Origin of the sequence: Gryllotalpicola daejeonensis, assembly GCF_039538145.1 — a bacterium.
Classification (GTDB): domain Bacteria; phylum Actinomycetota; class Actinomycetes; order Actinomycetales; family Microbacteriaceae; genus Gryllotalpicola; species Gryllotalpicola daejeonensis.
Genome location: NZ_BAABBV010000001.1, coordinates 1,940,227 through 1,952,394 on the forward strand (window position 1 = coordinate 1,940,227; position 12,168 = coordinate 1,952,394).

At 69.7% G+C, this 12,168-nt stretch carries 12 protein-coding genes; 9 read left to right on the forward strand and 3 right to left on the reverse strand.

The window, feature by feature from the left end:
* The first annotated feature begins 44 nt into the window (after positions 1-44).
* The 3 genes from ABD736_RS09475 (at position 45) to ABD736_RS09485 (ending at position 2,022) form a co-directional block, all read left to right on the forward strand.
* Positions 45-320, forward strand: coding sequence for a phosphoribosylformylglycinamidine synthase subunit PurS (locus tag ABD736_RS09475; protein WP_344791508.1), 276 nt, complete (start codon positions 45-47; stop codon positions 318-320).
* A 2-nt stretch (positions 321-322) separates the two neighbouring features.
* Positions 323-1,021, forward strand: coding sequence for a phosphoribosylformylglycinamidine synthase subunit PurQ (purQ, locus tag ABD736_RS09480; protein WP_344791509.1), 699 nt, complete (start codon positions 323-325; stop codon positions 1,019-1,021).
* A gap of 113 nt (positions 1,022-1,134) precedes the next feature.
* Positions 1,135-2,022, forward strand: a complete 888-nt coding sequence (locus ABD736_RS09485; RefSeq protein WP_344791510.1) for a dihydrodipicolinate synthase family protein — start codon at positions 1,135-1,137, stop codon at positions 2,020-2,022.
* An 81-nt stretch (positions 2,023-2,103) separates the two neighbouring features.
* On the opposite strand, the gene map is transcribed toward ABD736_RS09485, so the two are convergent.
* Complete coding sequence (gene map / locus ABD736_RS09490) at positions 2,104-2,868, reverse strand: type I methionyl aminopeptidase (RefSeq protein ID WP_344791511.1); 765 nt, start codon at positions 2,866-2,868, stop codon at positions 2,104-2,106.
* Between the two features lie 34 nt (positions 2,869-2,902).
* Here map and ABD736_RS09495 point away from each other — a divergent pair, with 34 nt between their 5' ends.
* Entirely contained in the window at positions 2,903-3,172 is a 270-nt protein-coding gene (locus ABD736_RS09495; RefSeq protein WP_344791512.1) for a helix-turn-helix domain-containing protein, read from the forward strand.
* 188 nt (positions 3,173-3,360) lie between these two features.
* On the opposite strand, the gene ABD736_RS09500 is transcribed toward ABD736_RS09495, so the two are convergent.
* Positions 3,361-4,242: a hypothetical protein gene (locus ABD736_RS09500; RefSeq protein WP_344791513.1), complete on the reverse strand. Its 882-nt coding sequence runs from the start codon at positions 4,240-4,242 to the stop codon at positions 3,361-3,363.
* A 205-nt stretch (positions 4,243-4,447) separates the two neighbouring features.
* Between ABD736_RS09500 and ABD736_RS09505 the strand changes: the two genes are divergently transcribed.
* Positions 4,448-6,220, forward strand: coding sequence for an ATP-binding protein (locus ABD736_RS09505; RefSeq protein ID WP_344791514.1), 1,773 nt, complete (start codon positions 4,448-4,450; stop codon positions 6,218-6,220).
* Between the two features lie 80 nt (positions 6,221-6,300).
* Complete coding sequence (purL, locus tag ABD736_RS09510; protein WP_425555003.1) at positions 6,301-8,718, forward strand: phosphoribosylformylglycinamidine synthase subunit PurL; 2,418 nt, start codon at positions 6,301-6,303, stop codon at positions 8,716-8,718.
* 3 nt (positions 8,719-8,721) lie between these two features.
* Here purL and ABD736_RS09515 read toward each other — a convergent pair whose 3' ends face one another.
* Complete coding sequence (locus ABD736_RS09515; RefSeq protein WP_344791515.1) at positions 8,722-9,237, reverse strand: hypothetical protein; 516 nt, start codon at positions 9,235-9,237, stop codon at positions 8,722-8,724.
* A gap of 154 nt (positions 9,238-9,391) precedes the next feature.
* Between ABD736_RS09515 and ABD736_RS09520 the strand changes: the two genes are divergently transcribed.
* Genes ABD736_RS09520 through ABD736_RS09530 form a run of 3 tightly spaced genes read left to right on the forward strand, consistent with a single transcriptional unit; the run spans position 9,392 to position 12,147 of the window.
* Entirely contained in the window at positions 9,392-10,678 is a 1,287-nt protein-coding gene (locus ABD736_RS09520; RefSeq protein ID WP_344791516.1) for an adenylosuccinate synthase, read from the forward strand.
* 2 nt (positions 10,679-10,680) lie between these two features.
* Positions 10,681-11,754: a lactonase family protein gene (locus tag ABD736_RS09525; RefSeq protein ID WP_344791517.1), complete on the forward strand. Its 1,074-nt coding sequence runs from the start codon at positions 10,681-10,683 to the stop codon at positions 11,752-11,754.
* 54 nt (positions 11,755-11,808) lie between these two features.
* A complete protein-coding gene (locus ABD736_RS09530) occupies positions 11,809-12,147 on the forward strand; it encodes a chorismate mutase (protein ID WP_344791518.1) in 339 nt (112 codons plus the stop codon).
* The last annotated feature ends 21 nt before the right edge of the window (positions 12,148-12,168 follow it).

Below are 12,168 nucleotides of genomic sequence, written 5' to 3' on the forward strand. Positions count from 1 at the left end.
GAATCGCGACTGCACCTCGCACACCGCACCGGACGGAGAACCACGTGCCCACGATCGTCGTCGAAGTCATGCCGAAGGCTGAGCTGCTCGACCCCCAGGGCAAGGCGATCGCCGGCGCCCTCGCCCGCACCGGCCGCGGCGAGTTCGGCGTGCGCCAGGGCAAGCGCTTCGAGCTGACCGTCGAGGGCGAGGTCACGGCCGAGCTGCTCGACCGCGTTCGCGCCATCGCGGCGGACATCCTCTCGAACTCCGTCATCGAAGACGTCGTCGGCGTGCACGTCGCGCAGCCCGCGCCCGCCGCTCAGGGCGCGGAGGTCTGAGCATGGCCCGGATCGGCGTCGTCACCTTCCCCGGCTCGCTCGACGAGCGCGACGCGCAGCGCGCGATCCGCCTCGCGGGTGCGGAGCCCGTCGCCCTCTGGCACGGCGATCACGACCTGCAGGGCGTCGACGCGATCGTGCTGCCCGGCGGCTTCTCGTACGGCGACTACCTGCGCTGTGGCGCGATCGCCGCGCAGTCGCCCCTGATGACCGAGGTCGTCGCGGCCGCGAATGCCGGCACTCCGGTGCTCGGCATCTGCAACGGCTTCCAGATGCTCGTCGAGGCGCACCTGCTGCCCGGCGGCCTCATCGCGAACGACCACGGCGCGTTCATCCGCCGCGACCAGGCGCTCATCGTCGAGAACCCCGACACCGCGTGGACGAACGAGTTCGCCAAGGGTGAAGAGATCGTGATCCCGCTGAAGAACGGCGAGGGCGGCTACATCGCGGATGCCGCAACGCTCGAGCGCCTTGAGGGCGAAGGCCGCGTCGTGTTCCGCTATCAGGGCGTGAACCCCAACGGCTCACTCAACGACATCGCCGGCATCACCAACGAGCGCGGCAACGTGGTCGGCCTCATGCCGCACCCCGAGCACGCGGTCGAGCCGGGCTTCGGCCCCGACACCCGTGTGCGCATGCGCTCAGGCGTCGATGGACTCAGATTTTTCACAAGCGCGCTCCGCGCGCTTCAGGCGGTTTAGCCCCGGCCCTCACAAGCGCGCTCCGCGCGCTTCAGGCGGTTTAGCCCCGGCAGCTCTTCACGAGCGCCGTGCGCGCTCTTCAGGCGGTGTAGCGGTCGGTCTAGCCTGGCGGCATGACTGTGCCGTCTCGCTTCCAGCTGTACGCCGCCCCGGTCACCGTCTTCGACGGCGAGGGCGAACTCGATCTGGATGCCACGCGCAGCCTGCTCGGCTGGTTGCAGGAGACCGGCGTCGACGGCGTCTTTACGCCCGGAACGACGGGCGAGTTCACGGCACTCGACGATGACGAGCGTCTCGCCGTGATCGAGGCCGCGCTCGAGGTCTTCGGCGCGGAATCCGTCATCGCGCACATCGGCGCTGCGACTACGCGGCAGACGGTGCGACTCGCGCAGGCGGCGACGCGCGCCGGTGCGACGCGGCTGGCGGCGATCACGCCGTACTACTTCCCGGCGGGCGAGCAGGCACTGAGTGAGCATGTGAAGCGGGTGACGGATGCCTCGAGTGAGGCTTCCCACTACCTGTACATCTTCCCCGCCCGCGCCGGCACAACGGTTGCGCCGGAGGGGCTCGGGCGCCTCGCCGAACTGCCCGGTGTCGTCGGCGCGAAGGTGTCCGGGCTGTCGTTCGCCGAGAACGAGGCCTACCGCGAGGCCGTGGCCGCCGACTTCGAGCTGTTCTCGGGCAACGACCTGGACCTCGTGAGGCTTGCCGAGGCGGGATTCGCCGGCGTCGTCTCGGGCGTCTCGAACGTGTTCCCCGAGCTGTTCGTCAAGGCGACCCGGGCGGTGCTCGCGGGTGACGACGCAAGTGGGCTGCAGCCGCGCATCGACGCAGCCGTCGCGGCGACGGGCGTGGCCGACATCGGCGTGCTGAAGGCCGGCCTCACCCGGCGCGGGCTCGCGGCGGGCATCCCCCGCATCGCCATCGACCCGCCCACCGACGAACGGCTCGCCGCGCTCGACGACGCGCTGCGCGAGGGCCCGGCCCGCCACAGCCGCTGAGGCGCTTGCGCCACCGGCTTCCGCTGTGCGCTGCTCGGATCCGAGTGGCGCACAGCGGATCCTGGTGGCGCACCCGTAGGGCTACGCGGTGAGGACGATCGGCCCGTCGTCCGTGATCGCGATCGTGTGCTCGCTGTGAGCGGTGCGGGCGCCGGTGGCGCTGCGCAGCGTCCAGCCGTCGTCGTCGGTGACGAGCGTGGCGGTGTCGGCCATGATCCACGGCTCGATCGCGATCAGCAGGCCGGGGCGCAGCCGATAGCCGCGGCCGGGGCGGCCGGTGTTGGTGATGTGTGGGTCCTGGTGCATCGTCGTGCCGACGCCGTGACCACCGAACTCGGTGTTCACCGGGTAGCCCGCACCCTCGAGCACCGTGCCCACCGCGTGCGAGATGTCGCCGATCTTCGCGTCGGCGACCGCCGCCGCGATGCCCGCGGCGAGCGCGCGCTGCGTCGTCTCGATCATGCGCACGTCGGCCGGGTCCGCCGCGTCGCCGACGATGAAGCTGATGGCCGAGTCGGTGACGATGCCCTCGAGGGATGCCGCGAAATCCAGCGTCAGCAGATCGCCGTTCCGCAGCCGGTAATCGTGCGGAAGACCGTGCAGCACCGCATCGTTCACCGAGGTGCAGATGTAGTGACCGAACGGGCCGCGCCCGAACGAGGGGGCATAGTCGACGTAGCTCGACACCGCGCCGGCATCCGTAATCGCCTGCCCGACCCACGCGTCGATCTCGAGCAGGTTCGTGCCTACCTTCGCGCGCTCGCGCATCGTGCGCAGCACGCCGCCCACGAACGCGCCGCTCACCTTCGCGCGCTCGACCTCTGACGGGCTGAAAATCTCGATCATGCGGTAATTCTATACCGGTATTAGTATTGGGCGCATGGTCCGACTGCCGCTTTCCCCCGTCGAGCGCGAGCGCGGCCAGCGCTTGGGCGCGATGCTGCGCGCGGCCCGGGGCGATCGCTCCATGGTCGAGATCTCGCTGTCGGCGGGCATCTCGCCCGAGACGCTGCGGAAGATCGAGACCGGCCGGGTGGCGACGCCGTCGTTCGCGACGATCGCCGCGATCACGACTGCGCTCGGCCTGTCGCTCGACGAGGTCTGGGCGGCGGTCAGCGGGGGCGGCTCGGATGCCGCCGTCGCGTCGTAGCGAGCCCGCCGGTCACCGATTCGGTGCCGCGAGCCGTGAAACATCCCGTTACGCGGGCGCTTTCCCCGAATCGGTGACCTACGGACACGCCGGCCGAGAGCGCGAGGGCACGCCGAGCCGAGGGCGCGAGGGCACGCCGAGCCGAGGGCGGGCGGGCACGCGCACCGCACCCCACCACACCGCGCGGGCTACGCCAGCCGCAGCCTGTCGACCCAGTACCGCAGGAAGATTGCGCCGGCCTCATCGTGCACGGCCCCGTGCTCGGTGATGACGGGGTACGGCTTGTCGAGCACGCCGTCCGACGGCCGCACGTCGACGTGCGCCGCATCGAAGCCGGCCTCGTGCAGGAAGTCCGCCATCTTGTAGTCGCTGCGCGAGTCGCCCACAGAGCGCCAGGTGCGCGGCAACTCGCCGCCGACCGCCTCGAAGTACTCGAGGGCGCGCTGAGCGCCGCGGTCCTTGTCGAGCACGACCGACTCGATGTCGGTCGAGATGATCGTCGAGTCGAGGCGGAAGGTCACGTCGCCGTTCACGTCGGGTGCGACGCGGTCGCGATGAGATACGCCGATTCCGTGGTCGACGAGCACGTCGAAGGCGTACGTGTCGAAGTGCGCCTGGGCTTTGAGATAGACGGATGCTTCGACCTCGCGGCTCTGCTCGACTGAGATCATCGCTCGCTTGGTCTCGTCGAAGAACATCGAGTCGGCGAAGCGGTTCTGGACAAGCATCCGGATGTCTGAGATCAACGATCTGGACGGGGCGACCGTCTCGTCGACGCTCACCGGCGCCATCCCGGCCGGGGTGATCGCGGCCCAGGCGCCGCCCTTCTCGAACACGCCGAACATGCGGGCGCCCGGCTTGCCGAGCGCCTCGGCCAGGCCGCGTGCGAGCAGCGGCTCAACGACCTGCTGCTCGATGAAGGCGTCGCTGCGGCCGGTGATGAAGGCGATCGGCACGCCCGCGCCGACGAGGGTCACGAGGTCGTCGGCGATGGACGGGATGGCGATGGAGCGGGTGACGGGCGAGGCGATCGGTCCGTCGACGTCAAGGAGAAGTCCGAGATCGGGCACGGTCCATTCTCGCAAGCCGCGGCTGGACGTCTTTCGACAGCCGAGCGCGTCACCGCAGTGGTGTCAGTGCTGCTCACTACAGTGCACTTCAGTGATCTGCGTCACTGAAGTTCAGTGATGCCCCTTCAGTGAAGATGAGTGATCGCGATCAGTGAAGTTCACTGATGGTGATCAGTGAACTTCACTGATCGAGTGAGGAACAGTGATGGAGACCAGCCAGGGCCCGCTTGACGAGGTGGTCGCGCGGCTGCGGCGCGCGGGCACCGACCTGACCCAGGTCGAGGTCAAGGCGGCCGCGCAGGGCGTGCCGCGCAGTCTCTGGCCGACGATCAGCTCGTTCAGCAACCGCGACGGCGGTCTCGTCATCCTCGGGCTGGACGAGGCGAAGGGCTTCGAGCCCGCCCCCGGTTTCGACGCTTCGAAGGTGCGGGACGCCGTCGCCGAAGCATTCCGACCGCGCTCGCCCCGCGACATTCCGGGGCCCGTCACGCCGACGCCGAGCGGCGTCATCGACGTCGCCGAGGTCGATGGCGCGCCGGTCGTCGTCATCGACGTCGAAGAGCTGCCGGCCGACCAGCGCCCCTGCTATGTCACGACCCAGGGCATCGAGAACGGCAGCTACCAGCGCGTCGCCGACGGTGATCGCGTGATGGGCCGGTACGGCGTCTTCCTGCTGCGAACGGATGCCTCGCAGCCCACCACCGACGTCGAGCCGGTCGAGTCTGCCACGGTCGACGATCTCGACGGTGAGCTCGTCGACCGCTTCGTCACCCGGCTGCGACGGGTCCGGCCGCGCGCGGTCGCCGGCCTGACGAGCGATCTCGACGTGCTCACCCGGATGAAGGTGCTCTCGGGCGACCGCTCCACGCCGACGCTCGCCGGCCTGCTCGCGTTCGGCGCGTACCCCCAGCAGTTCTTCCCCCAGGCGATGATCACGTTCAACTCGTATGCGGGCTTGACGAAGGATTCCGTCGTCGGCGATGTGCGGATGCTTGACCGGCGGACTCTGGAGGGGCCGATTCCCGTCATGGTCGACGACGCCGTGCGCGCCGTGCTCGCGAACCTGCAGCACCGGCGGGTCAGCCGCGGCGCCGGCGCGTTCGACGAGCCGGAGATCCCCATCGACGCGCTGCGCGAGGCCATCGTCAACGCGGTGACGCACCGCGACTACAGTCCGATGGCACTGGGCGACCAGGTGCGGCTCGAGCTGTACCCCGACCGTCTCGAGATCCACAATCCCGGCGGAATCTGGGGCGGCCGCCGCGTGACCGAGCTGTTCGACGGCAATTCGCGCTCGCGAAATGCGCGCCTCGCGACGCTGCTCACCGACATTCCGCTGCCGGGAACGGGCGACACCGTCTCTGAGAACGCCGGCAGCGGCATCCCCCGCATGACGGGCTCGCTCGGGCGCGCGGGCCTGGCCGCGCCGCGCTTCGAAGCCACGCTGACGAGCATGACCGTGGTGCTTGAGCGACATGGTCTGCTGTCGCCCGATGTCGACGAGTGGCTCGCAGACATCGGCGCGGACGGGCTCGAGCCCGACCAGCAGCGCGTGCTCGCGCTGGTGCATCGCGAGCTCGACGTCGAGGACCAGCTGCTGCGGGCTCTGCTCGGCATCGACTCCCACGACGCGCAGGACGTGCTGCGCTCGCTCGTCGACGAGGGGTGGCTGCGCTACCCGGCGCGGCCGGGCGAGGCCTATCGCCGCGGGCCGCGACTCCAGCACGAGGAAGTGCGCGAGGTGGCCCCTGGAGTGTTCAGCTCGCCGCCGCGGGAACCCGCCGTGCGGGGCGCGCTCGACGAGCGCATCGTCGCGGCGATCAGGGACGCCGGCGAGCTCGGGGTCCAGGACATCGCGGATCGCGCCGGCTCGACGGTCAACGTGGTGCGGCAGCGTCTGCGCGTGCTGATCGATCAGCGCGCCGTCATACCGACCGCGCCGCCGCAGTCGAAGAACCGCGCGTACCGGCTGGGGTGACCGTTTCGGCGATCCAGGAGCCGTCTGCGCAGGCATCCGTATCGGAATCGCGCTCAGAAACGCGCCGGTAGAATCGGCACGTGACTGACGCCACCGAGACCATCCACGTTCCTTCCGCCGGTCTCGACACGACCGCCAACGCGGCCGCGACGCCCGAGAAGCAGCAGCCCTACGACGTGCTGGGCCTCAAGGCCGACGAGTACGAGCAGATCAAGGCGATCCTCGGCCGCCGGCCCACGAGCGCCGAGCTGGCCATGTACTCGGTGATGTGGTCTGAGCACTGCTCCTACAAGTCGAGCAAGAAGTACCTGCGCATCTTCGGCCAGAAGGTCAACGACAACATGCGCAAGAACCTGATGGTCGGCATGGGCCAGAACGCGGGTGTCGTCGACATCGGCGAGGGCTGGGCCGTCACCTTCAAGGTGGAGTCGCACAACCATCCGTCTTATATCGAGCCGTTCCAGGGCGCAGCGACGGGCGTCGGCGGCATCGTGCGCGACATCATCTCGATGGGCGCGCGCCCCGTGGCCGTCATGGACCAGCTGCGCTTCGGCAAGATCGACGACCCGGACACGGCGCGCGTCGTGCACGGCGTCGTCGCCGGCATCTCGCACTACGGCAACTGCCTCGGCCTGCCGAACATCGGCGGCGAGACCTACTTCGACCCGGTGTACCAGGGCAACCCGCTCGTCAACGCGCTCGCGGTCGGCGTGCTTCGGCACGAGGACCTGCACCTCGCCAATGCCGAGGGCGTCGGCAACAAGGTCGTGCTCTTCGGGGCCCGCACCGGCGGCGACGGCATCGGCGGCGCCTCGATCCTGGCATCCGACACGTTCAGCTCCACCGGCCCCACCAAGCGCCCCGCGGTGCAGGTCGGCGACCCGTTCGCCGAGAAGGTGCTCATCGAGTGCTGCCTCGAGCTCTTCCAGAAGCAGCTCGTCGACGGCATCCAAGACCTGGGCGCCGCGGGCATCTCGTGCGCGACCAGCGAGCTCGCCTCCAACGGCGACGGCGGCATGTTCGTCGAGCTCGACTCGGTGCTGCTGCGCGACCCGTCGCTCACGGCGGAAGAGATCCTGATGAGCGAGTCGCAGGAGCGCATGATGGCCGTCGTGCACCCCGACAAGCTCGAGGCGTTCGACGCGGTGCTGAAGAAGTGGGACGTCGAGTACAGCGTGCTCGGCGAGGTCACCGACACCGGCCGCCTGGTCATCCAGTGGCGCGGTGAGGAGATCGTCAATGTCGACCCGCGCACCGTCGCGATCGACGGCCCCGTCTACGACCGGCCCGTCGCGCGGCCCGAGTGGATCGACGCGCTGCAGGCGGATTCCGCAGCCGGTCTCGCCCGCCCGGACACCACGACGGACGACGGCCGCGCCGAGCTGCGCGAGCAGTTCCTGGCGCTCGCCGGCTCGCCGAACCTCGCCGACAAGAGCTGGGTCACCAACCAGTACGACTACTACGTCGGCGGCAACACGGCGCTCGCGTTCCCCGAGGACGCCGGCATGATCCGCGTCGACGAGGAATCCGGTCTCGGCTTCTCGATCGCAACGGACGCCAACGGCCGCTACTGCCAGCTCGACCCGGCGCAGGGCGCGAAGCTCGCGCTCGCCGAGGCCTACCGCAACGTGGCCGTGTCTGGCGCCGTGCCGATGGCCGTCACCGACTGCCTCAACTTCGGCAGCCCCGAGAACCCCGAGGTGATGTGGCAGTTCTCGCAGGCCGTCGAAGGACTGAGTGACGGATGCCTCGAGCTCGAGATCCCCGTCACGGGTGGCAACGTCTCGTTCTACAACCAGACCGGCACGACGCCGATCTTCCCGACGCCCGTCGTCGGTGTGCTCGGCGTGATCGATGACGTTGCGCGCCGCATCCCGTCCGGCTGGCAGGACCCGGGCGAGAACATCTACCTGCTCGGCACCACCGCGCTCGAGCTCGACGGCTCTGCCTGGGCCGGCACCGTGCACGGCCACCTCGGCGGCCGCCCGCCCGCCGTCGACCTGCAGCGCGAGAAGGCGCTCGCCGAGCTGCTGCACGCCGCCGCCATCAAGGGCATCGTCACCTCTGCGCACGACCTCGCCGACGGCGGCCTGGCGCAGTCGCTGGCCGAATCGGTGCTGCGCTTCGGCGTCGGCGCGCGCATCGTGCTCGACGAGGTGCTCGAGCGTGACGGCATCGACGCCGCGACCGCGCTGTTCTCCGAGTCGACCGCGCGCGTGATCGTCTCGGTGCCGCGCGAGGACGACGTGGAGTTCCGCGGCCTGTGCGAGGGCCGCGGCTTCCCGGTCGCGCGCGTCGGCGTGACGGATGCCGTGAGCGGAGAGGTTCCGACCCTCGAGGTGCAGGGCCTCTTCACCGTCGGCCTCGAAGAGCTCGCCTCTGCGCACCGCTCGACGCTGCCCGAGCACTTCGGGCCCGTGGTGGGCTACACCGAGGGTGCGTTCTACGTCGCCCCCGAGGAGCGCCCGCAGCGGGCCCCGCGGCACCTGGCTGAGTAGCTGTTAGTCGCAGACGCTGCGCAGGGCGCCGACATCGGACTGCAGAGTCGACTCCTGACTCTTCAACTTCGCGGCCTGCGCCTGCACCGCGGCCGGGTTCTTGGCGGCGTAGGCGTCTGAGGCGGCCTGGGCCGTCGCCACGAAGGCGGTGTAGTCGGTCTCGACCTTGTGTGCGACGGGCTGCAGCGCCGGGTCCGTCGCCTTGTCGGCCTGCGCCTGCAGCTGCGTCGCGAAGCTCTGCAGTGCCGGCAGCGCCCTGCTCGGGTCACCGCCAGAGCTGAGCGTGGTGATCGCGCTCTGCAGCCCGCCGGCGGAGCTCAGCAGCTTCGCCTCAAGGGCCATGCACTGGGTCTTCGTGCCGATGCCGGGCTTCGGCGTGCCGCTCGCGCTGGCGCTCGGCTGCTCCGCTTTCGCACCTGCCGACTTCGCGGCGCCGGACGAGCAGGCGGCCGCGCCGAGCACGGTGAGCGCGGCGAGAGTGATGGCGGCGGCGGACTTGGTGAGCGCAGAAGTGTTCACGGGTCTCCCTGATACGACGAATGCCGCGGTCGCGGCATCGGTCAGGCATCCTTTCATATCGCCCTGTCGCGAACGTCCGTGGGGAAAATAGACGCTTCGATAGGATGGGGTGGACCGATAGCGCGGTCCACCGCTCCAGCATGAGGAGGACCACGTGCCCGGAATCGTGATCGTCGGCGCCCAATGGGGCGACGAGGGCAAGGGCAAGGCGACCGACCTGCTCGGCAGCCGCATCGACTACGTCGTCAAGTTCAACGGCGGCAACAACGCCGGTCACACCGTCGTGATCGGCAATGAGAAGTACGCGCTGCACCTGCTTCCGTCGGGGATTCTGACCGAGGGCGTCGTGCCCGTGATCGGCAACGGCGTTGTCATCGACCCCGAGGTGCTGTTCGAAGAGCTCGATGCGCTGAACGCGCGCGGCCTCGACACCTCGAAGCTCAAGATCTCGGCGAACGCCCACATCATCGCCTCGTACCACCGCACGCTCGACAAGGTCACCGAGCGCTTCCTCGGGAAGCGGCAGATCGGCACCACGGGGCGCGGCATCGGGCCTGCGTATGCCGACAAGATCAACCGCGTCGGCATCCGCGTGCAGGACCTCTTCGACGAGTCGATCCTGAGGCAGAAGGTCGAAGGGGCGCTCTTCCAGAAGAACCAGCTGCTGGTGAAGGTCTACAACCGCCGCGCGATCACGGTCGACGAGGTCGTCGACGAGCTGCTGTCGTATGCCGAGCGCCTCGCGCCGATGGTCACCGACACCGGCCTCGAGCTGACCCAGGCGATCGACGCTGGCAAGAACGTGCTGTTCGAGGGCGGCCAGGCGACCATGCTCGACGTCGACCATGGCACCTATCCGTTCGTCACCTCGTCGTCGGCGACCGCGGGCGGTGCGGCCACCGGATCGGGCGTCGGGCCGTCGCAGCTGACCCGCATCATCGGCATCGCCAAGGCGTACATCACGCGCGTCGGCGCCGGCCCGTTCCCGACCGAGCTGTTCGACGAGTGGGGCGACTTCCTCGTCGAGAACGGCCACGAGTTCGGCACCACCACGGGCCGCCGCCGCCGCCCGGGCTGGTACGACGCGCCGATCGCGCGCTACGCCTCGCGCGTCAACGGCCTCACCGACCTCGTGCTGACGAAGCTCGACGTGCTCACCGGGCTCGAGAAGATCCCCGTGTGCGTCGCGTACGACGTGGACGGCGTGCGCTTCGACGAGGTCCCCGTCTCGCAGTCCGACTTCCACCACGCGAAGCCGATCTACGAGGAGTTCCCGGGCTGGAGCGAAGACATCTCGGGCGCCCGCACCTTCGAGGAGCTGCCGCAGACCGCGCAGGACTACGTGCTTGCGATCGAGCGACTCTCGGGCTGCCGTATCTCGGCGATCGGGGTCGGGCCCGAGCGCGACGCGATCATCGTGCGTCACGACCTGATCGGCTGACGGTGGCCGCGTCGGTCTGGCTGGGCGGCTACACCCCCGACATGGACGGCGTCGGCGAAGGCATCCTGCACGCCTCCGTCGAGGCAGACGGCATGCTGACCGAGGTGAAGCTCGCGGCGGCTACCCCGAGCCCGAGCTTCGTGGCGCAGCATCCGTCTCTGCCTGTGCTCTATGCCGTGGGCGAGAAGGACGCGACGTTCCGCGCGTTCTCAATCGGCACGGGCGGCGCGCTCGCGCCGCTCGGCGAGCCGGTCGCGGCAGGCGAGGCCGCCTGCCACATCGCGATCGACCCGGACGGGCGCTTCGCGGTGGTCGCGTGCTGGGGCTCCGGCGAGGTGCTCGTGTACGCGCTCGATGCGCAGACGGGCGCGATTTCGGGGCGAACGGATGCCTCGGCCGCGCTCGACCCGTACGCGGGCGTGCCCGAGACCGAGATGGTCGCGCCGCGCCCCGACTATGCCCCGCGCGTGAGCAGGGCGCACTACACGCAGTTTCTCGCCGACGGGCGGGTGCTCACGATCGACCTGGGATTCGACCTGGCCCGCGTGTGGCGGTTCGACGCGGCGTCGGGGGCGCTCGAGCTCGACTACCAGGTGGTCTTCCCCTATGGGGTGGGGCCACGGCACGTCGCTGCCGCCTCTGACGGGCGGCTCTATGTGATCTGCGAGTACGCGGTTTCTGTGTTCGTTCTGGCGCCGGGGGCCGACGGGCGGTATGCGATCGCGGGGTCGTCGCCGTTGCGGTCGGTGCCGCGCGAGGCGGGGGAGTACGCGGCGCACCTGTCGCTGTCTGACGACGAGACGCTGCTGTACGCCACCGTGCGGCGCTCGAATGTCGTGGCGGTGCTCGCCGTGGGCGCGCCGGGCGCGGGCGAGGCGCCGCGGCCCGTCGCCTCGGTGCCATCGGGCGCCGATTGGCCACGTCACCACTTCGTGCAGGGGTCGCGGCTGTACGTCGCGAACCAGCTCGGCGGCGAGGTGACTGTGTTCGCGCTCGGCGCCGACGGGGTGCCCGGCGAGATCGTGCAGCGCGTGCCTGCCGGCTCGCCGACCGCGGTGGTGCCGGCTTTCCTGTGATGGGTGGCGCTGTGCGGCATCCGGTCGCCCTGATTTCGCCCTAGGGTTTCAGTCATGTGCCCCACCGAACCCGACAGCGCTGAGGCTGCGTGGCAGAAGCTGCTGCGGATCCGTCAGAGCATCGACAACATCGACGCCGCCCTGATTCACCTGCTCGCCGAGCGGTTCAAGTTCACGCAGGAGGTCGGCGTTCTGAAGGCCGAGTTCGGCCTGCCTGCCGCCGACCCCGAGCGCGAGCATCGGCAGATCGCGCGGTTGCGCGAGCTGGCGCTCGAGAGCAACCTCGACCCCGAGTTCGCCGAGAAGTGGTTCAACTTCGTCGTGAATGAGGTGATTCGTCACCACATTCGCGCGGGCGCCGAGGGTGAAGAGCGGGAGTCGCCTGAGTTGTAGCGGGCTGGTCTGGTGGCGCGT

What these genes read in the sequence shown, in the direction of transcription:
- map (WP_344791511.1), bottom strand. Translation starts at nt 2,868, where the DNA reads ATGATCGAGATTTTCAGCCCGTCAGAGGTCGAGCGCGCGAAGGTGAGC.
- ABD736_RS09495 (WP_344791512.1), top strand. Translation starts at nt 2,903, where the DNA reads ATGGTCCGACTGCCGCTTTCCCCCGTCGAGCGCGAGCGCGGCCAGCGC.
- ABD736_RS09505 (WP_344791514.1), top strand. Translation starts at nt 4,448, where the DNA reads ATGGAGACCAGCCAGGGCCCGCTTGACGAGGTGGTCGCGCGGCTGCGG.
- ABD736_RS09485 (WP_344791510.1), top strand. Translation starts at nt 1,135, where the DNA reads ATGACTGTGCCGTCTCGCTTCCAGCTGTACGCCGCCCCGGTCACCGTC.
- purQ (WP_344791509.1), top strand. Translation starts at nt 323, where the DNA reads ATGGCCCGGATCGGCGTCGTCACCTTCCCCGGCTCGCTCGACGAGCGC.
- ABD736_RS09530 (WP_344791518.1), top strand. Translation starts at nt 11,809, where the DNA reads ATGTGCCCCACCGAACCCGACAGCGCTGAGGCTGCGTGGCAGAAGCTG.